The following is a 19,682-nucleotide window of genomic DNA, read 5'->3' as shown; positions in this document are numbered from 1 at the left end:
CATGAAACTCGTCATCGCCATCATCAAGCCCTTCAAGCTGGACGAAGTGCGGATGGCCCTGTCCGATATCGGCGTCCAGGGCCTGACCGTCACCGAGGTGAAGGGCTTCGGACGCCAGAAAGGCCATACCGAGCTTTACCGCGGCGCCGAATACGCCGTCGACTTCCTGCCCAAGCTGCGGGTCGAGGCGGCCGTGCCGGATCACCTGGTGGACCAGGTGATCGAGGCGATCGAACAGTCGGCCCGCACCGGCAAGATCGGGGACGGCAAGATATTCACCGCCCCGCTCGAGGAAGTCATCCGCATCCGCACCGGCGAGTCCGGTGAGGCCGCCCTGTAAACACGACTCCCTGGAGCCCACAAAAATGGATAAAGCCGATATCTCCTGGCTGCTGGTTTCGACACTGCTGGTATTGATGATGGCGGTGCCCGGCCTGGCCCTGTTCTACGGCGGCCTGGTGCGCAGCAAAAACGTACTGTCGGTGCTGCTGCAAGTGCTGTGCACCTTCGCTCTCGGGCTGCTGCTGTGGTTCGCCTACGGCTACTCGCTGGCCTTCACCGAAGGCAACGCCTTCTTCGGCGGCCTGTCGCGCACGTTCTTCTCCGGCATGTTCACGCCGGCCGATGGCACGTACACGCTGTCGGGCACGCTCACCGAGCTCTTGTTCGCCTCGTTCCAGGCGACCTTCGCGGGCATCACCTGCGCCCTGATCGTGGGCAGCTTCGCCGAGCGCGCGCGTTTTTCGGCCGTGCTGGTGTTCACGGTGATCTGGTTCACCTTTGCCTATATCCCGATCGCGCACATGGTCTGGTTCGCCTCCGAAACCGCGCCGGGCCTGCTCAATGCCCGCGGCGCGCTGGATTTCGCCGGCGGCACCGTGGTGCACATCAATGCGGGAGTGGCCGGACTGGTCGGCGCGTACGTGGTAGGCCGACGCATCGGCTATGGCCGCGAAGCGATGCAGCCGCACAACCTGCCGATGACCTTCATCGGCGCGGCGCTGCTGTGGGTCGGCTGGTTCGGCTTCAACGCCGGCTCGTCGCTGGCGGCCAGCGACGGCGCCACCCTGGCGTTCTTCAACACCATGATCGCCACCGCGGGCGCAGTGCTGGGCTGGCTGTTCACGGAATGGGCCGTCAAGGGCAAACCCTCGATGCTGGGTGCGGCCTCGGGCGCCGTGGCGGGCCTGGTCGGCATCACGCCCGCCGCCGGCCTGGTCGGCCCGGTCGGCGCCCTGGTCATCGGCGTGACCGCCGGCGTGGTCTGCGTCTGGGGAGTAAACGGCCTGAAGCGTCTGCTGCGCGCCGATGACGCCCTCGATGTGTTCGGCGTCCATGGCGTGGGCGGCATCGTCGGCGCCCTGCTGACCGGGGTGTTCAATGCCAAGGTGCTGGGCGGCCCCGGCCTGGACAGCGCTGGCGCAATCGCCGGCCAAGTGTGGGTGCAGCTCGAAGGCGTGCTGCTGACGATCGTGTGGTCCGCCGTGGTGGCCTGGATCGCCTACAAGATCGCCGACAAACTGTGCGGACTGCGCGTACCGGAAGACCAGGAACGCGAAGGACTGGACGTGACCAGCCACGGCGAATCGGCCTACCACAGCTGACCGCAGCGCGGCCCGGAAATGCAACAACGGGGTCATCACGACCCCGTTGTTGCGATGCGCCGCTACCAGGCGTAGCGATAGCCCAGGTGGAACGTCCAAGGCAAAGTCAGCTTGTTGCCCTTGGCGTACTCGTACGAAGTGTAGAACTTGTGGCCACGCCCCAGCGCGGCGGCCAGGCCCAATGCCAGCTCTGCGCGGCCGCCCCCCAGGTCGGTGCGCAGCCCGTACCCGTTGGTGCGGACGGTCGTGACGCCTTTGAATTCCTGCAGCCAGCTCAGGGTGGCATAGGGCTGGATCACGCGGTCTTTGCCCAGTTCGATGCGCCGCCCGGCCGCCAAGCCCAGGCGCAGCACGGCGGAGGTGCCGCCTTCGTCCTTGACCGACAGATTGTTCGCGGCACGGTAGGTTCCGCCGCTGGCATGGAACAGCGACACCTCGGACTGAGGTTCGACAAACCAGCCGTCGTGCAACGTGAAACGCTTGCCGGCCTCCAACGTGGCGCCTACCCCATTGGCCCGGTACTTGCCCCGTATGGAGACGGCGTCGGTGGCCGTTACCGTGAAGTCGTTCTCGAAGCGGCTGGCGCGCAGGGTCGAATCGAAATAGAAGCCGTTGTCCGCCACGTACGCCGCGTAGGCCCCGATATGCGCGCTGTCGGTATGCCCGGCGCCGTCATCGACGAAGCTGCGCCTTGCGCGGGTATAGCCCAGCAGGCCGCCCACGTGCCACCGCCCTTGCTGTCCCGCGATGGCATGGTCGGCCCCCAGTTCGAAACCATACACCTTCTGGTCGAAGCGTCGGCCAGCCTTGTTGTCGAGCTGCTGCTTCTGGGCGAACGTGCGCCCCCAGAAGCCGCCCGCGCCGGGATCGAGCCGCAACTCGCCCAGGCGCTTGGAGAGCGCATTGCCTTCCGCATACCAGATGCTGCTGGCCGCGCCCACGCCACCGGTATTCAAGGCCGCGTTGGCGACGGCCGAAAGCTGGCTGGTCCGTTCCAGGCCCCAGACACCGTTGTCCGGCGTCAGGCGATAGCGGAACGCGCCGGCGTCGACCACCCCGCCCCGGTTGGCAAGCGTGAACCCCGCCTGGCTGCCCTTGGGCAGCTCGACCAGCGTCAGGCTTTCTACACCGGTGGGTTCCGTGCCGGCTCCTCGCACCAGCACCTTGTGCTGCCCGCTGGCCTCGTCGGACACGACCAGCAAATCGCCATCGCTCAGGTCGGCGCTGGCGTTCATTTCGAACAGGCCGCTTCCCGACAGGGTCTTGACTCGCAGGTGTTTGAATTTTCCGTCGCTTTCGGCAGGCGTTGCGTACGCCACCTTGCCAGCCTGCAGGTGCAGGCTGTTCACCGCGGACGACCCGGTGACGGTCCAGGTGCCGTCCTTGATGCGCAACGCATTGACGGTGTTGGTGATGCCCCGCCATTGGGCGCCACTGTCGATGAACACGTCGATCGGGGCATCGGGATGCGAAGAGGCCGGAATCGGTACGGCAACAGGTTCCCCGCCATCTACCTGCGCCATGACCCGCGCTTTCGCCTTGGCGTCCGACTGCGCCGCGGCGTCCGGTCTCGGCTCGGCATCCGGTTGCTCCGCGGAATCGGGCGGCGCGGAAGGCGGCAGTGTGACGATGTCGCCGCGGGCGTCGGCCCCGCTGCTCAAGCGCAGCGTCATCGGCAACAGCCCGCCATGCGCGATCAACGTTTCTCCGCTGGCGCGCGCGCCGTCGGACAGCGTGACGCGGACCGGCGTCAACGGCGCATCAGCGGCCGGATGCTCCATGGACAAGGCGTAGTCGTAGTAATACTCGACTGCATCGGGCGTCAGAGTGGTGAGCACGGCCCCATCTTCCACGCTCAAGCTGCCGCCCGAGATGTTCGCCTCGCCATTGAACCCCAGCGCAATGGCGGCGACTTCTCCGTGCATGTCGGTATTGCGCAGGTTGGCTCGCGGGCTGGTGTCCTTGTCGCCCAGCAACCACAAGCCGGCGGCCCCCAGGCCAGTTGCACTGACCTTGACGTCCTCCAGGTTGACTTGACCGTCCTCTGTCAGGACCACGCCGCCATAGGGACCATCGGCGTAATCCTGGCTTCCGATGACATTGGTATTGTGCGCCAGAATGCGCCCGCCCTTCATATCGACCTGCGCGCCGAACGTGGCGTACATGCCGCTGGCTCCGAGCAGTTCCGCATTCTCGATCGCGACCTTTCCAGGCCCCGTTGCCACCACAGCGACGTTATTTGCACCCACGCCGCCCTGAACAACCCCGCCTCTAACGCGAATCGAAGGTGACGTGCCATCATCATCTCTGCAGGTGTCGCACATTTCGGCGTACAGCCCGAAGGCCGAACCACGCAGGACCGAATTGGTAAATGTCGCTTCGCCCCCCCAACCGATGACCGCGCCCCTGGTACCCGATACCTCGCTGTCGGTAACGTTGAGTATGGCCTTCTCGCCGAGCGCTGTTACCCCGACGCCCACCGCGTCTTCGAACGGCTGGGCCGCATAGTTATGGCGAACCGTGGAATTCTCGATATTCAGCGTGCCGGCATAGACAGCCGCGGCACCGTAATAATTGGGAGACTCGATGGAAGGCGGCTTGCCGTACGCGTCTATCCTGCTGTCACGCACGGTGAGCGAACGGTGCTCTGAGTCGACATACACGCCGAGGGTTTCGTCGCCGCGCACGTCCACCCGTATCCGTTCGGCTACGACATCATTACCCAATGAAACATAGGGCGCAGGTTTGAAGGGGGGGGGGGGGGGGGGGGGGGGGGGGGGGGGGGGCTTCGGGACCGCCTTCGGCGGGCTTGTAACTGATGTAGTCCTTGTTATCGGGAGCCATCACGATGCCATGCTCGTAGTCGCTGTAGATATCCGTATCCGACAAGGCCTCGATCTTGGCGGCCGCGGCGGCGGCCGGCGCGGCCTGTGCATCGACATCCGGCGAAGGCAACGCGCCCGCCGCCACACCCGCTACCGCGGCAACGCCGAAACGCAAATATCTCGCCACTGGCGACACGCTGTTGGATTTTCTGTCATTCATATCAAATAGGAGGCCAACAAACGACCGTGAAAAAATTGCTGCGAACAGGTGCGTGGCACCCAGCGAAAAAGCCGCTCCAGTTTCAAATAAGCCCATATATCGCGGTACCAGCAATCAGCACCCGAATACGTACGAAAATGGCGGACTTACGCGCAGCACATCGCCCTCCCCTCCCAAAAAAAAACCGCCTCGAGAGGCGGTTTGGAAATCGAACGAATACGAAACGGGGTGACTACAGGCTGGCTTCGATTAATCTGTCGGCCAGCAGGGCGACATGGCGCGCCGGCCCATCGCCGTGGAACAACTGGCCGGAGATGAAAGCGCCCTCGATGAGCAGCATCAGGCCGTCACCGAGGATCTCGGGCTCGCGCGCGCCCATGCGGCGCGCCATCTCGACGAGACGCTTGCGCAGTTCGCGCTTGTGCGCCTCGGCCACCAGGCGCGCGGGATGGTCCGGATCGGGATATTCCACGGCCGCGTTGCTCAGTCCGCAACCGCGGTACGGCCCCGCCGCCACGGCGCGCCTGGCCAGGCTTTCCAGATACAGCCGCAGCTGCGCGCGCGGATCGTCGGGATAGCGTTGCGCGCCGGCATCGAAGCGACTCCAGAACTCCGCCTCGTAGTCGCGCAGGTACGACGCGGCCAGTTCGTCCTTGGACGAGAAGCTGCGGTACAGGCTGGGCTTGGTGACGCCGGCGGCCGAGACGATGGCGTCGACCCCCACCGCGCGGATGCCTTCGCGGTAGAACAGTTCGCGCGCGGTGGCGCGGATACGGTCGGCGGCCAGCTTGGGCGCCGGCGCGGCGGTGGACGACGGAGCGGATTTACGGGACATGCGGGCTCCTGGAAATCGGGGTCGCCAAAAACTGCTTGACGATGTTACTGACCGGTACGTACGATGCGAGCTCCACACTACGTACCGGTCAGTAACATGAGTATAACGCGCCTGCCACCGCCGTTTCGCCACCTGGGACAAAAGTACGCCTTCGTCGTGGTGGCCGTGATTTTCTTCTCGCTGCTGGTGTCGGCCGGCCTGCGCTCCACGCCCAGCGTGCTGATCGTGCCGCTGGAGCAGGCCTTCGGATGGAGCCGCAGCACGATCTCCCTGGCGGCGGCGATCGGTATTTTCCTGTATGGCCTGGCGGGCCCGTTCGCCGCCGCCGCCATGGAACACTTCGGCCTGCGCCGCGTGTTGATCGGCGCCCTGCTGCTGATGGCCGCCTCCAGCGCGGCCAGCGCTTTCATGACCGAGTCGTGGCACCTGCTGCTGACCTGGGGCGTGTTCTCCGGGATAGGCTCGGGGGCGGTCGCGGTGGTCCTGGGCGCGACCATCGTCAATCGCTGGTTCACCACGCGCCGCGGGCTGATGATGGGCTTGCTGACGGCCAGCACGGCCACCGGCAATCTGCTGTTCCTGCCCGTGCTGGCGGCCCTGGCGGCTTCCGGCGACTGGACCCGCGTGGTCTGGGCGGTAGCTGCCGGCGCCGCGCTGATGGCGCCCCTTGCCTGGTGGCTGGTGCCCGACCGGCCCGCCGATGTCGGCCTGCGCTCCTATGGCAGCGCGCCGGACACGCCCGAGCCGTCGGTCGCGCCGCGTACCGGCCTGCTGGCCGCCACCTTCGGCGCTTTGCGGCGCGCAGCGCGCACCCGTACGTTCTGGTATCTGTTCGCGACCTTCTTCGTGTGCGGCTTTACCACCAATGGCCTGGTGGGCACGCACCTGATCGCCCTGTGCGGCGACCACGGCATCGCCGAAGTGCAGGCGGCCGGCCTGCTGGCGCTGATGGGCATCTTCGACCTGGTGGGCACGACGGCCTCGGGCTGGCTGACCGACCGCTACGACCCGCGCAGGCTGCTGTTCGTCTATTACAGCCTGCGCGGCCTGTCGCTGATGTACCTGCCCTACTCGGACTTCTCGTTCTACAGCCTGTCGCTGTTCGCGATTTTCTTCGGGCTGGACTGGATCGCCACCGTGCCGCCGACACTGCGCCTGACCACCGAAGCCTTTGGCGATCGCGACGCCCCCATCGTCTTCGGCTGGATCGTCGCCGGCCACCAGTTGGGCGCGGCCAGCGCCGCCTGGATGGGCGGCGTGGTACGCGAAACCACGGGCAGCTACCTGATGGCTTTCGTACTGGCCGGCAGCACCGGCCTGATCGCCGCGGTCATTGCCCTGATGATCAATCGCAAGCCGCGCCCGACGGCGCTGGCCGAAGCCTGAACGCGGCACGGGCGCCGGTTCCGCAAGAAGAATCGGCGCCCGTGCGTGCGGACAGGCTCAGGCCTCGACTTCGCCCAGATAGGCCGCGCGCACCTTGGGATCGTGCAACATCTCGCGGGCCGGCCCGGACAGCGTGATCTCGCCCGATTCCATCACATAGCCGCGGTCGGCATGTTCGAGCGCCAGGCGGGCATTCTGCTCGATCAGCAATATGGTCACGCCCTCGGCCGCGATGGTGCGCACCACTTCGAACACCTTGTCGACCATCAGCGGCGCCAGGCCCATCGACGGCTCGTCCAGCAGCAGCAGGCGCGGCCGCGCAATCATGGCGCGCCCCATCGCGACCATCTGCTGCTCGCCGCCGGACAGCGTGCCGGCGGCCTGGCGGCGCCGCTCGGCCAAACGCGGAAACAGCGTGAACACCCGCTCGGTGTCCTGGCGCACCTGCGCGGCATCGCGCCGCACGTAGGCCCCCATGGCGAGGTTTTCCTCGATGGTGAGCTGGCCGAAGATGCCGCGGCCTTCCGGCACCATCACCAGGCCCTTGCGCACCAGGGCGAATGACGGCTGGCCGCCGATGGACTGCCCGTCGTACAGCACCTGCCCGCCGGCCAGCGGCACCAGGCCGCAGATGGCGCGCAAGGTCGTGCTCTTGCCCGCGCCATTGGCGCCGATCAGGCAGACCAGTTCGCCGGGATCGACGCGCAGGTCGATGCCGCGCACGGCCCGGATGCCGCCGTAGGCCACTTGCAGGCCGCGCAATTCGAGTAGCGCTTGCGATGCCGTCATGGTGCTTGCTCCGTCGTATGCAGTTCGGGATCGTGCGCCGCGCCGGCCCCCAGGTAGGCTTCGATGACCTTGGGATCGCGCTGCACCTCGGCCGGCCGGCCCATCGACAGTACCTTGCCGTATTCCAGCACCAGCACCCGGTCGCACAGGCCCATGACCAGCTTCATGTCGTGCTCGATCAGCAGCACCGTCACGCCATCGGTGCGGATCTTCTCGATCAGCTGGCGCAACACCACGGTTTCCGAGGCGTTCATGCCGGCGGCGGGCTCGTCCAGCGCCAGCAGCCGAGGATCGGTCGCCAGCGCGCGGGCGATCTCGAGCCGCCGCTGGTCGCCGTAGGGCAGCGAACGCGCCACGTCGTTGGCGCGGTGCCCGATGCCGACATATTCCAGCAGCTCCTGCGCGCGCCGTTCGATGGCGGCCTCCTCGGCCCGCTCGGCGCGAGTGCGCAGCACGGCGCCGAGCACGCCCGCGTGCGTGCGCACATGGCGGCCGATCATGACGTTCTCGATCGCGCTCAGGTTGGCGAACAGGCGGATGTTCTGGAAGGTGCGCGCCAGGCCGGCGGCGGCCACCTCGTGCGGTTTCTTGCCGATCAGCGACATGCCGTTGAACTCGCACTGTCCCTCTTCGGGGACGTACAGCCCGGTCAGCACGTTGAACAGCGTGGTCTTGCCGGCGCCGTTCGGGCCGATCAGCCCGTAGATCTCGCCGGCCTCGATATCGAAGCTGACTTCCGACAGCGCGCGCAGCCCGCCAAAGCGCTTGCCCAGCCCCTGGGCGTGCAGGATGCGGCTCATGCGGCACCTCCCTGGCGCGTGCTGCTCAGTTCGCGCTTGCGCACCGCCGAGGGCCACAGGCCGGCCGGCCGGAACAGCATGACGCACACCATCGCCAGGCCGAACAGCAGCATGCGGATGCCTTCGGGATCGAGCACCACGGCGCCGAACAGCAGGTGCTGCGCGGGCTCGACCACCGCGCGCAGAAACTCGGGCAGGACGGCCAGGATCACCGCGCCGAGGATCACGCCGGGAATATGGCCCATGCCGCCCAGCACCACCATGCACAGCACCGAGATCGACTCCGTCAGGCTGAAGCTCTCGGGGCTGACGAAGCCTTGCATGGCGGCGAACAGCGCGCCGGCCACGCCGCCGAACGAGGCGCCCATGGCGAAGGCCAGCAGCTTGATGTTGCGGCTGTTGATGCCCATGGCCTTGGCCGCGATCTCGTCTTCGCGTATGGCTTCCCAGGCGCGCCCGATGCGCGAATTCTGCAGGCGCACGCACACCACGATGATCAGCAGCGTCAGCAGCACCAGCAGGTAGTAGTACTTCTCGGGCCCCGTGAAGCGGATGCCCAGGATGGTCTCGGTGCGTCCGAAGACGAAGTCTCCGACCTTGAAGGCGTCGATGCGGTTGATGCCCTGCGGCCCGTTGGTGATGTTGACCGGCGCATTCAGGTTGTTGAGGAAAATGCGGATGATCTCGCCGAATCCCAGCGTGACGATGGCCAGGTAGTCGCCGCGCAGCTTCAGGGTGGGTGCGCCCAGCAGCACGCCGAATACGCAGGCCACGCCCAATGCCATCGGCAGGATGGCCCAGAACGGCAGGTGCAGGCCGAAATGCGGCGAGGCCAGCAAGGCCCAGGTGTACGCGCCCACGGCATAGAAGGCGATATAGCCGAGGTCGAGCAGACCGGCAAAGCCCACCACGATGTTCAGGCCCAGCGCCAGCATGACGTACAGGAGCGCGAAGTTGAGGATGCGCACCCAGCTCTGCCCGGCCATGCCGAGCACGAAGGGCAGCACGGCCAGCACGATGCCGATGAGCGCGATGCCGACCAGGTTGCGCGCCGACAGCCCGGACTTGTTCGGTTGTCGTGTCATGCCCGGTCTCCCACGCGCTCGCCCAGCAAGCCCGAAGGCCGGAAGATCAGCACCATCACCAGCACCACGAAGGCGAAGACATCCTGGTAGTGGCTGCCGAGGAAGCCGCCGGTCAGGTCGCCGATATAGCCCGAGCCCAGCGATTCAATGATGCCCAGCAGCAGGCCGCCGGCCATGGCCCCGACCAGGTTGCCGATGCCGCCCAGCACCGCCGCGGTGAACGCCTTCAGGCCCAGCATGAAGCCCATGGTGTACTGCGACACGCCGTAATAGGTGGTGACCATCATGCCGGCGATGGCCGCCAGCGCCGAACCGATCAGGAAGGCCGCCGAGATCACGGTGTTGATGTTCACGCCCATCAGGCCGGCCACTTCGCGGTTCTGCGCGGTGGCCCGCATGGCGGTACCCAGCCGCGTCTTGTGCACGACCAGCAGCAGCGCGCCCATGATCAGCGCGGCGATGACCACGATGGCGATCTGCAGCATGCTCATGCGCGCCCCGCCGATCTCGAACACGGCGGGCGTGAGCACCTGGGGAAAGTTGAGGTAATTGCGGCCCCACACCATCATCGCCACGTTCTGCAGGATGATGGATACGCCGATGGCGGTGATCAGCGCGGCCAGCCGCGGCGCGCGGCGCAAGGGCCGGTACGCCACGCGTTCGGCGGTCCAGCCCACGGCCATGCACAGGGGCACCGAGACCAGCAGGCCGGCGCCGAGGACGGCGAAGGCCGACGTGGACGGATCGCCGCCCACCAGGGCGGCGGCGACCATGGTCGCCGCCATCGCGCCGATCATGACCACGTCGCCATGCGCGAAGTTGATCAGGCCGATGATGCCGTACACCATCGTATAGCCCAGCGCGACCAGCGCATACACGCTGCCCAGCGTCAGGCCATTGATTATCTGTTGAGTGAAAATATCCATACGAGCGTTCGTTCCAGCCGAGGGAGACGAAGCGACGCAGCGATCGGAAACGCGACGCCACTGGCAGCGCGCGGCGCCCGGCGGCGGCGCGGCTGCGGCAAATGGCGGCGCGGCGCCCCCGGGGGGGCCGCGCCGCCGGCACAGGCCGATCAGTTGGCCTGGCTCACCATGGTTTCAACCATTTCCCACTTGCCATTCTTGACTTCGTAGATGGTGACCGCAACTTCCTTGAGGTCGCCCTTGGCGTCGTAGGCAATGTGTTCGCTGGTGGCGCCCTTGCGCGACAGCTTGGCCAGTTCCGGCAGGTACTTGGACGGATCGGCCGAACCCGCCTTCTCGATGGCGGTGATCATGTTCCAGGCGCCGTCATAGGCGTAGGGAGCGTAGACGCCGGGCGCCTTCTTGAAGCGCTCTTCATAGCGCTTGGCGAACTCCTTGCCGGCGGCCATTTTCTCCAGCGGCACGCCGGCCAGCGAGGCGTAGGTGCCGTCGGCCGCATCGCCGGCCAGCTTGATGAAGGTGTCGCTGCGCGTCATCTCGCCGGACACCAGCGGCGCCTTCAGGCCCAGCGTGGCCAGCTGGCGCTTCATGGGGCCGGACTGCGCGTCCAGCCCGCCATAGAAGATGGCATCGGGCGCCACGCCCTTGATGTTGGTCAGGATGGACGTGAAATCGTTGGCCTTGTCGGTGGTGTACTCGCGCCGCACCACCTGCCCGCCGGCCGCCTTGACGGCCTTCTCGACCTCGTCGGCCAGCCCCTGGCCGTAGGCCGTGCGGTCGTCGATGATGGCGACCTTCTTGGCGTTCAGCTTCTCGACCATGAACTTGCCGACCGCGGCGCCCTGCTGGGTGTCGCTGGTCATCATGCGGAAGGTCGTCTCGTACTGCTGGTTGGTATATTCGGGCGAGGTCGCCATGGCGATCTGCGGCAGGCCCGCGTCATGGTAGACGCGCGACGCCGGGATGGTGGTGCCCGAGTTGAAGTGGCCGAGGATGCCGTTGACCTCCTGGTCCACCAGCTGCTGGGCCACCTGCACGGCAACGCGCGGATCGGCCTGGTCGTCGCGCGAGACCAGCACGAACTTGGCGGGCTTGCCGCCCACGGTCACGCCCTTCTGATTTGCTTCTTCCAGCGCCAGCGTCAGACCGTTCTGCATGTCTTCGCCGTAATGGGACTGCGGGCCGGTCAGGGGCGCCGCGAAGCCGAACTTGATATCGGCCGCTTGGGCCACACCAGCCAGGCAGGCGGCGGCAATGCCCGCTGCCAGCATTTTGATGGGGGTGCGCAAGGTCATGGTTTCCTCCGATGTGTCGCACTAGATATCTGTTATGCCAGGCTTGTGGCCCGGTTTGCCGGATACTGGCCGCGCCGTGGGCGTGGCTATAAACACTAGGGCCTGGGCGGGAGTTCGTCCAGTGCTTGCAGGCCCCGTGTCGGATTACAGTGACAGCGCGTCCGCTCCGGGTGGGACCGGATTGTCGAACGAGTACAACCAACTTCGATATTGGAGATAACCCGCAAGCAGGCGCGGGTTACCCCCTGCAACTCAACCTATCGTCATCAGGCTGGCGTTGCCGCCAGCGGCCGCCGTATTGACGCTGATCGAACGCTCGGCCAGCAGGCGGTCGGGCGCGTAGCTGGCCCCGGCGGCCAGGGCATCGGCGCTCAGGCCATGCACGGACACCAGGGGGCCGGGACGTTGGGCGATGCGCATGTTCAGCGCGCGCAAGGCGTCGCCGTCCCCCTCGAACAGCACCGCCTGGAAATCGGCCTCATCAAGTTCGGAATCTTCCAGCAAGGCAGCCTGCTCGCGTAGCCTGGCGTCCAGGCCGGCGATCCAGGCGCGCGCCGCCGGCGTATCGGCGAACCAGGCATGGTTGCCGGTCTGGCTCACGACGGCCCATTGCGCCCGGGCGCCGGCCTCGGTGGCGGCCACGCAATAGACCGCGCCGCGCGGCTCGACCCGGTAGGTATTGGTCTCGCCGGTCGGGCCCGGCAAGGCAAGCGCCTGCGGCATCGGCGCCGCCGGGTCGAGGGCGGGCGGCAGGCCGGCCGGGCGCGTGGCCAGCAGCCGGTACATGTACAGCGGCCCCCCCGCCTTCGGGCCGGTGCCCGAGAGGCCTTCGCCTCCGAAGGGTTGCACCCCGACCACGGCGCCCACGATGTTGCGGTTGACATACAGGTTGCCAGCGTGCACCTGTTCGGTGACGCGGGCGATGGTTTCGTCGATGCGGGTATGCACGCCGAAGGTCAGCCCATAACCGGTGGCGTTGATCTGCTCGATCAGCCCGTCCAGGTCGTCGCGCCGGTAGCGCAATACATGCAGCACCGGGCCGAACACTTCGCGCGTGAGCTCGCCGATATGGTCGATCTCGATCAGCGTCGGCGGCACGAACGTGCCGTAGCGGCATTCGCCCGCCAGCTCGACCTGGTCGACCGGGCGTCCGGACGAGCGCATGGCCTCGATATGGCCCTGGATGCCGTTGCGCGCCTCGGCGTCGATCACGGGTCCCACGTCGACCGACAGGCGGTCGGGATTGCCCACGCGCAGCTCGCGCATCGCGCCGCGCAGCATGGCCAGCACGTGATCCGCACTGTCCTCCTGCAGGCACAGCACGCGCAGCGCGGAGCAGCGCTGGCCGGCGGAGTCGAACGCCGAGGTCAGCACATCGAACACGACCTGCTCGGCCAGCGCCGACGAATCGATCACCATGGCGTTCTGGCCGCCGGTCTCGGCGATCAGCGGAATGGTGTGGCCCTGATCGTCCAGGCGTTCGGCCAGCGCGCCGGCGATGATGCGCGCCACCTCGGTCGAGCCGGTGAACATCACGCCGCGCACCTGCGGACTGGCCACCAGCTGGGCCCCCACGGTTTCGCCACGGCCCGGCAGCAGTTGCACCGCGCCGGCGGGCACGCCCGCGGCGCGCAGGATGGCCACCGCCTGGCCGGCGATCAGCGACGTCTGCTCGGCCGGCTTGGCCAGCACGGTGTTGCCGGCGGCCAGCGCGGCGGCGACCTGGCCGGTGAAAATGGCCAGCGGGAAGTTCCATGGGCTGATGCACAGTACCTGGCCCAGCGGACGATGGGTATCGTTGTCGAACTCGCGCTCGGCCTGGTCGGCGTAATAGCGCAGGAAGTCCACCGCTTCGCGCACCTCGGCGATGGCGTTGGGCAACGACTTGCCGGCCTCGCGCACGATCAGGCCGAGCAGCGTCTGCATCTGCTCTTCCAGCAGCTGGGCCGCCCGCCGCAGGCACTGCGCGCGCTCGGGCACCGGCGTGGACTGCCAGATGGGCGCCGCGTTGGCGGCGTCGCGCAGGGCCTGTTCCACATGTTGCGGCGTGGCCTGCATGACGTGGCCGACGATGTCGCGCAGGTTGGCCGGGTTGGCCACTTCGACCGCGCCGGCCGGATCCCAGCCGGGATCTCCCTCGCCCAGCATGGGCCAGGCGCGCCAGTCGATCGCGGCGCTGGCCAGCAGGGCCGCCGACAGCGAGCCCAGGCGATGCTCGTTGGTCAGGTCCAGGCCGGCCGAGTTGGCCCGCGCGCCCTGCTGCACGCTGCCGTACAGCTCGCGCGGCAGGGGGATTTTCTCGTGCGGCGCGCCCAGCGGCACGATGCGGGACGCCGCCTCGACCGGATCGGCCACCAGTTGCTCGACCGTGATGCTGTCGTCGCCGATCAGGTTGACGAAGGAAGTGTTGGCGCCATTTTCCAGCAGGCGGCGCACCAGGTACGCCAGCAGGGTTTCGTGCGAGCCCACCGGGGCATAGATGCGGCACGGGCGGTTCAGCTTGCCTTGCGCCAGCGGCCCGACCACCTCCTCGTACAGCGGTTCGCCCATGCCGTGCAGGCACTGGAACTCGTACTGCCCCGGGTAGTAGTTCTGTCCCGCCATCTGGTAGATGGCCGACAGGGTATAGGCGTTATGGGTGGCGAACTGCGGGTATGTGGCCTCGGGCGCCGCCAGCAGCCTGCGCGCGCAGGCCAGGTAGGCGACGTCGGTGTACACCTTGCGCGTGTAGACCGGATACCCCTCCAGGCCGTCGACCTGGGCGCGCTTGATCTCCGTGTCCCAATACGCCCCCTTGACCAGGCGCACCATCAGGCGGTGACGGCTGCGCTTGGCCAGGTCGATCACGTAATCGATCACGAACGGCGCGCGCTTCTGATAGGCCTGGATGACGAAGCCGATGCCATTCCAGCCGTCCAGCTCGGGGACGAAACACAAGGCTTCCAGCAGGTCCAGCGAAATCTCGAGCCGGTCGGCTTCCTCGGCGTCTATGTTCAGGCCGATATCGTATTGGCGCGCCAGCAGCGTCAGCGCCTTGACGCGCGGCAGCAGCTCGGCCATGACCCGGTCGCGCTGGGCGCGCGCATAACGCGGATGCAGCGCCGACAGCTTGATCGAGATGCCCGGGCCTTCGTAGATGCCGCGTCCGGCGGCCGCCTTGCCGATGGCATGGATGGCCTGCTCGTACGCCGCGTAATAGCGTTCGGCGTCGGCGGCCGTGGTGGCGGCCTCGCCCAGCATGTCGTACGAGTAGCGAAAGCCCCGCGCCTCCATCTTGCGGTTGTTGGCCAGGGCTTCGGAGATCGTCTGGCCCGAGACAAACTGCTCGCCCATCATGCGCATGGCCATGTTCACGCCCTTGCGCACCAGCGGCTCGCCGCCCTTGCCGATCAGGCGCGTCAGCGCCTTGGACAGCGACTGCTCGCTGCTGACGGCGACCAGCTTGCCGGTGATCATCAGGCCCCAGGTCGCGGCGTTGACAAACAGCGACTGCGATCCGCCCATGTGAGAGCGCCAGTCGCCGTGCGCGATCTTATCGCGGATCAGGGCATCGCGGGTGGCGCGGTCGGGAATGCGCAACAGCGCCTCGGCCAGGCACATCAGCGCCACGCCTTCCTGGCTGGACAGCGAGAACTCCTGGATCAGTCCTTCGACGCCGCCGCCGCTGCGCTTGGCCCGCAGCGCGTGGACCAGCTTGCTGGCCATGGCGTGCACCTTCTCGGGGCCGGCCACGCGGGCCTGCCCCAGCAGCAACGGCACGCATTCCGGCTCGGGCCGGCGATAGGCGGCGGTGATGGCGGCGCGCAGCACGGATTGCGGCTGCACGTCCTGGCCGAACTCGAAGAAAGGCGGCATGGCATCGGCCGACGCGCCTGCGTCCTCGTCCTCGCCGCGCTCGTCGCGCCCCAGATGGGCCATCTCCGCCGGCAGATGGCCGCGTTCGATTCTGTCGAGATAGGAAAGAATGGCCTGCTTGTGCAGCCAGTGCGGGGTGCAGTTCAGTTTCTGCGCGGCGGCTTTGAGGCGATCGCGCAATGCGTCGTCGACCTTGACGCCCAGAGTCGTGCTAGCCATGGGATGCGTGCTTCCAGAGATACGGTGGCCGGCGTGATGCCTGCCATCAGGACTGCGATCCAGTGCCCGCGATCACGGCGGGCACTGGCGGTGGAACCGTATCCTAAAGAGGTTGCAACGCGTACGGTATTAAGGTTAACCCGTATACGAAAAAGGTTAACCCGCTGTTTTCGCCTCGTTGCGGCTGCAACCCAGCACCTGCACTTCGGGCCCGCCGGCCTCGGCCGACTGGCCCTGGCTGCGGATCGCCGAGGCAATGGTGCGCGCCAGCAAGGCCGTACCGCGCTGCTGGGCCTGGACCAGCGCCGCCGTGTCGCGCTCGCCGCCGGCCGGCACATCCACCCGCGTGCGGCACACCAGCGCGGGCGCGGCCAGATTGACCGGCCGCACCCGCCAGGTGGCGTCGAGCAGCGACGGCCCGCCCGCCACCAGATCGAAGCGCTGCACGTCCACCTGGACGCGCCACACCGGCGTACCCGAGGCGGGCTTGATCACCTGCACGTCGGGCGCGCCCAATTCGCGCGTCAAGGTATCGGACAAGGCGGCGCGGAACTCGTCGGGCAGCGGCGCGCTCCAGCGCTCGGAGTACAGCGGCGCCACCGTGCCGTCGCCGGTACGCACCATCAATTGCGGCTGGTCGGCCTGCGCCGGCACGTTGACCGGCAGGATCTCGATCATGAACGGGGCGGGGGCCACGCCTGCCTGAACGGCCTGCGTGGCGCCCGGCGGCTGCAGCGTGTAGTAGCGGGCGGGCGGCGAGGCGCCGCAACCGGCCAGGATCGTGGCGATCAAGAGGGGCGCGCACCGGGCAACAGTGGATTTCATGGGCTCAGTTCCTGACGGGGCCGGCGCCGGGGATCGGGTCGGCGCCCCGCCCTTTCAACAACGCCTCCGGGTTGGTCTGCAGATAATCGGCCAGGTTGCGCAGCGAGCGCGCGGCGCGCGACATTTCCTGCATGGCGCGCTCGGTATTGGCCGGCAGGCCCGAATCGGGGGCCAGCATGTTGTTGATGTCGACCAGCGATTGGCGAGCCTGGCGCAGCACCGCGCGGGCCTCGGGCGCCAGATCCTTGTCGAGCCGGTTCATCAGCTTGGCGGTCGACGCCAGCGTGGCGCGCAGGTCGGTGCCGATCTGATCGAACGGGATCTTCTCGATCTTGGTCACGATGCTGCTGATCTGGGCCTGCAGCTGGTCCAGCTGCCCCGGGATCGTCGGAATGATGACCGGATCGTCGCCGGGCACGAACGCCACCGGCGGCGCCTCCGGGAAGGTGTCGAGCACGATGTAGAGCTGGCCGGTGAGCAGGTTGGCCGTGCGCAATTGCGCCCGCAGGCCATACTTGACCATGATCGACAGCAGCTGGCCGGCGGCGTGCGATCCGCTGCTGGCTTCGGTGCGCGCGCGGATCTCGTCGAACACCCGGCCGATGCGCTCGGGGTACACGGTGGCGTCGACCACCGCGAAGAAGCGCTTCTTGGCGTTGTCGAAATCGATGGCGATGCGCGTGACTTCGCCCAGCGTAATGCCCTGGAAATCGATGGGCGAACCGACCGTCAGGCCGCGGATCGACTGGTCGAAGCGCATGCGGATCGGGAATGGCTGGCCATCGGGGTTGGCCTTGGCCGCCGTCTCGCTCTCATACAGCTCGAAGCGCGTGTCGGCCTTGACCGGTTCGCCCTGGCGCGCCGACACGGATTCGAACGCCACGCCGCCCACCGCCAGCGACACCAGCGATTGGGTGCGCACCTTCAGGCCGCTGGCATTGACGGCCACGTCCACCCCGCTGGCATTCCAGAACCGCGTGGAGTCGGTGACGAAACGATCGTTGGGCGCATCGACGAAGACCTCGACATTGACCACCCGCCCGCTGTCGTCCAGCTTGTAGCCGATGACCCGGCCGACGGGAATGCGGCGGAAATACACGGGTGAACCGATGTCCAGCGAGCCCAGGTCGGTGGCGCTCAGCATGAAGCGCTTGCCGGCCCGGTCGTGCGTGACGGCGGGCGGCACTTCCAGGCCGACGAATTCGAACTTGGACGCGCGGTCGGTGCCGCCCTCCTTGTCCGGCGGCGCATCGACGCCGATATAGGCGCCCGACAACAGCGTGCCCAGGCCGGACACGCCGCTGATGCCCAGGCGCGGGCGCACCACCCAGAACTGGGTGCCGTCGCGCGCCAGGTTGGAGACCTCCTTGGCCAGCTCCGCCTCGACCACGACCTTGCTGCGGTCCTTGTTGAAGTGGATGCCCTGCACCACGCCGATGTTGACATCCTTGTAGCGCACCTGCGTCTTGCCCACTTCCAGGCCCTCGGCGGTGTCGAACAGGATGGTGATCTCGGGCCCGGCCTGCATGATGGTGCGCACCACCAGCGACAGGCCGGCCAATGCCGCCACGATCGGCACCAGCCAGATCCAGGAAATGCGCGATTTCTGCTTGCGGGCGATCTGGGGGGCCGCTATCGGCGTGCCCGGTTCCTGCGGTGGAGGCGTCGACTCGGCCATGTCCGGGTTCCTTTGCTTCTAGGTAGACGGTTGGTCGCTGGCGGCTGCGCCATGCGCGGAAGAATGGGCGTGCAGGGCATCGTGGACGTGCGGCGCGGACGCGGATTCCAGGTCCCAGCTGCGCCGCGGATCGAAACTCATGGCCGCCATCATGGTCAGGATGACCACCATGCCGAACGAGGCCGCGCCGCTGCCCGCGCTGATTTCCATCAGCCCCTGGAAATTGGCCAGCGCCGCCAGCACGATGACCACGAAAACATCAAGCATCGACCATTGTCCGATGAACTCGACCATTTGATAGAGGCGCGTGCGCTGGCGCAGGTTGGCCGTGCTGCCGCGCTGCAGCGTCAGCGCCAGCAGGGACAGCGCCAGCAGCTTGGTCAGCGGCACCATGATACTGGCGACGAACACGATCAGTGCGATATCCCACGACCCCATCTCCCAGAGTTCGACCACCCCGCCCAGGATGGTATGGGCGCTGTCGCCCACGACCGACGACACGCTCATGACGGGCAGGATGTTTGCGGGAATATAGAACACGACGGCGGCCAGCAACAGGGCCCAGGTGCGCGCCAGATGGTCGGGCTTGCGCAGATGCAACTGGGCCGCGCAGCGCCGGCAGTGGTGCAGCGCCTCGTCGTCATGCCCGGCCGGCAGGGCCTGGACCTGGCCGCACACGTGGCAGCCGGTGAGCACCATGCCGGGGCCCGAGCGCGGCACGTGCACGTCGACCAGGCCGGCGCGCTCGGCGTAGCGCCACAGCACATGCGGGGACAGGCGCCCCAGTATGGTGAGCAACACCGTCAGGGCGGCAAACCCCGCCAGGCCGACGGCGGGCTTGACCGCCGCCATGCCCGCCAGCTTGACCACCGAAACCACCACGCCCAACAGGAACACCTGCACCATGCTCCAGGGCCGCAACAGCCCCAGGAAACGCATCGCGCCGCGAAACCCGACCGGCAGGCGCCCGGCCGCCAGGGGCCCCAGCACCCACAACAGCACCATGAGCTGGACCAGCGGCATGCCGAAGCCGGCCAGCCCCGTCATGATGGCCACCACCCAGTGCTGCTGCTGCCAGGTCACGCGGATGGCGTCGAGCAGCGAGGCCCGCTGCACCATGCCCTGCACTTCCAGGCTGGCCACGGGATAGGCGTTGGCCAGCACGAAGACGATCAGCGCCGCCAGGGCCAATGCCAGCCAGTTGGACAGCGTCAACCCGCTGTAGCGCCAGAGCGTGGTGCCACAGCGGGCGCAGGCCGCGGTTTCGCCAGGTTCGAGATCAGGTTGCCGGCAAATACTGGCGCAGTTCTCGCAGGCGATCAGAGAGCGTGGATCCACAC

13 protein-coding genes and 1 pseudogene are annotated in these 19,682 nt (G+C 67.4%); 3 read left to right on the top strand and 11 right to left on the bottom strand.

Annotation, left to right across the window (positions count from 1 at the left end; translation table 11 throughout):
* The first annotated feature begins 1 nt into the window (after position 1).
* Together EL288_RS08480 and amt are read left to right on the top strand one after the other, a co-directional pair.
* A complete protein-coding gene (locus tag EL288_RS08480; RefSeq protein ID WP_003812839.1) occupies positions 2 to 340 on the top strand; it encodes a P-II family nitrogen regulator in 339 nt (112 codons plus the stop codon).
* A 25-nt stretch (positions 341 to 365) separates the two neighbouring features.
* A complete protein-coding gene (gene amt / locus EL288_RS08475; protein ID WP_003812841.1) occupies positions 366 to 1,604 on the top strand; it encodes an ammonium transporter in 1,239 nt (412 codons plus the stop codon).
* 62 nt (positions 1,605 to 1,666) lie between these two features.
* Here amt and bapC read toward each other — a convergent pair.
* Positions 1,667 to 4,649, bottom strand: a pseudogene (gene bapC, locus EL288_RS08470) (autotransporter BapC).
* 232 nt (positions 4,650 to 4,881) lie between these two features.
* The gene (locus tag EL288_RS08465) at positions 4,882 to 5,484 is read right to left on the bottom strand and encodes a TetR/AcrR family transcriptional regulator (RefSeq protein WP_010926356.1); all 603 of its coding nucleotides are present in this window, start codon (positions 5,482 to 5,484) and stop codon (positions 4,882 to 4,884) included.
* Positions 5,485 to 5,580: 96 nt separating this feature from the next.
* Here EL288_RS08465 and EL288_RS08460 point away from each other — a divergent pair, with 96 nt between their 5' ends.
* Positions 5,581 to 6,870, top strand: coding sequence for an MFS transporter (locus EL288_RS08460; RefSeq protein WP_003812845.1), 1,290 nt, complete (start codon positions 5,581 to 5,583; stop codon positions 6,868 to 6,870).
* A 57-nt stretch (positions 6,871 to 6,927) separates the two neighbouring features.
* On the opposite strand, the gene EL288_RS08455 is transcribed toward EL288_RS08460, so the two are convergent.
* The 9 genes from EL288_RS08455 to EL288_RS08415 form a co-directional block, all read right to left on the bottom strand.
* The gene (locus tag EL288_RS08455) at positions 6,928 to 7,659 is read right to left on the bottom strand and encodes an ABC transporter ATP-binding protein (protein ID WP_003812846.1); all 732 of its coding nucleotides are present in this window, start codon (positions 7,657 to 7,659) and stop codon (positions 6,928 to 6,930) included.
* Positions 7,656 to 8,459, bottom strand: a complete 804-nt coding sequence (locus EL288_RS08450; RefSeq protein ID WP_003812849.1) for an ABC transporter ATP-binding protein — start codon at positions 8,457 to 8,459, stop codon at positions 7,656 to 7,658. Before EL288_RS08450 ends, EL288_RS08455 begins: the two co-directional genes overlap by 4 nt.
* The gene (locus EL288_RS08445; protein ID WP_003812851.1) at positions 8,456 to 9,544 is read right to left on the bottom strand and encodes an ABC transporter permease subunit; all 1,089 of its coding nucleotides are present in this window, start codon (positions 9,542 to 9,544) and stop codon (positions 8,456 to 8,458) included. Before EL288_RS08445 ends, EL288_RS08450 begins: the two co-directional genes overlap by 4 nt.
* On the bottom strand, positions 9,541 to 10,470 hold the full coding sequence (locus EL288_RS08440) for a branched-chain amino acid ABC transporter permease (protein WP_003812854.1): 930 nt from the start codon (positions 10,468 to 10,470) through the stop codon (positions 9,541 to 9,543). Before EL288_RS08440 ends, EL288_RS08445 begins: the two co-directional genes overlap by 4 nt.
* Before the next feature lie 149 nt (positions 10,471 to 10,619).
* Complete coding sequence (locus EL288_RS08435; RefSeq protein WP_003812857.1) at positions 10,620 to 11,765, bottom strand: branched-chain amino acid ABC transporter substrate-binding protein; 1,146 nt, start codon at positions 11,763 to 11,765, stop codon at positions 10,620 to 10,622.
* Between the two features lie 252 nt (positions 11,766 to 12,017).
* A complete protein-coding gene (gene putA, locus EL288_RS08430; RefSeq protein ID WP_033458519.1) occupies positions 12,018 to 15,839 on the bottom strand; it encodes a trifunctional transcriptional regulator/proline dehydrogenase/L-glutamate gamma-semialdehyde dehydrogenase in 3,822 nt (1,273 codons plus the stop codon).
* A 156-nt stretch (positions 15,840 to 15,995) separates the two neighbouring features.
* On the bottom strand, positions 15,996 to 16,664 hold the full coding sequence (locus EL288_RS08425; RefSeq protein ID WP_126621909.1) for a PqiC family protein: 669 nt from the start codon (positions 16,662 to 16,664) through the stop codon (positions 15,996 to 15,998).
* Between the two features lie 4 nt (positions 16,665 to 16,668).
* The gene (locus tag EL288_RS08420) at positions 16,669 to 18,342 is read right to left on the bottom strand and encodes a PqiB family protein (protein WP_003812862.1); all 1,674 of its coding nucleotides are present in this window, start codon (positions 18,340 to 18,342) and stop codon (positions 16,669 to 16,671) included.
* A gap of 18 nt (positions 18,343 to 18,360) precedes the next feature.
* On the bottom strand, positions 18,361 to 19,680 hold the full coding sequence (locus EL288_RS08415) for a paraquat-inducible protein A (protein WP_003812864.1): 1,320 nt from the start codon (positions 19,678 to 19,680) through the stop codon (positions 18,361 to 18,363).
* Positions 19,681 to 19,682 lie beyond the last annotated feature (2 nt).

The organism is Bordetella bronchiseptica (genome assembly GCF_900636925.1).
Taxonomy (GTDB): Bacteria; Pseudomonadota; Gammaproteobacteria; order Burkholderiales; family Burkholderiaceae_B; genus Bordetella; species Bordetella pertussis.
Note: the sequence above shows the minus strand (reverse complement) of the source record. Positions and strands in the feature narration are given on the sequence as shown.

Coding starts and splice junctions, on each gene's coding strand:
- EL288_RS08480 (WP_003812839.1), top strand. CDS start 2: ATGAAACTCGTCATCGCCATCATCAAGCCCTTCAAGCTGGACGAAGTG.
- amt (WP_003812841.1), top strand. CDS start 366: ATGGATAAAGCCGATATCTCCTGGCTGCTGGTTTCGACACTGCTGGTA.
- EL288_RS08465 (WP_010926356.1), bottom strand. CDS start 5,484: ATGTCCCGTAAATCCGCTCCGTCGTCCACCGCCGCGCCGGCGCCCAAG.
- EL288_RS08460 (WP_003812845.1), top strand. CDS start 5,581: ATGAGTATAACGCGCCTGCCACCGCCGTTTCGCCACCTGGGACAAAAG.
- EL288_RS08455 (WP_003812846.1), bottom strand. CDS start 7,659: ATGACGGCATCGCAAGCGCTACTCGAATTGCGCGGCCTGCAAGTGGCC.
- EL288_RS08450 (WP_003812849.1), bottom strand. CDS start 8,459: ATGAGCCGCATCCTGCACGCCCAGGGGCTGGGCAAGCGCTTTGGCGGG.
- EL288_RS08445 (WP_003812851.1), bottom strand. CDS start 9,544: ATGACACGACAACCGAACAAGTCCGGGCTGTCGGCGCGCAACCTGGTC.
- EL288_RS08440 (WP_003812854.1), bottom strand. CDS start 10,470: ATGGATATTTTCACTCAACAGATAATCAATGGCCTGACGCTGGGCAGC.
- EL288_RS08435 (WP_003812857.1), bottom strand. CDS start 11,765: ATGACCTTGCGCACCCCCATCAAAATGCTGGCAGCGGGCATTGCCGCC.
- putA (WP_033458519.1), bottom strand. CDS start 15,839: ATGGCTAGCACGACTCTGGGCGTCAAGGTCGACGACGCATTGCGCGAT.
- EL288_RS08425 (WP_126621909.1), bottom strand. CDS start 16,664: ATGAAATCCACTGTTGCCCGGTGCGCGCCCCTCTTGATCGCCACGATC.
- EL288_RS08420 (WP_003812862.1), bottom strand. CDS start 18,342: ATGGCCGAGTCGACGCCTCCACCGCAGGAACCGGGCACGCCGATAGCG.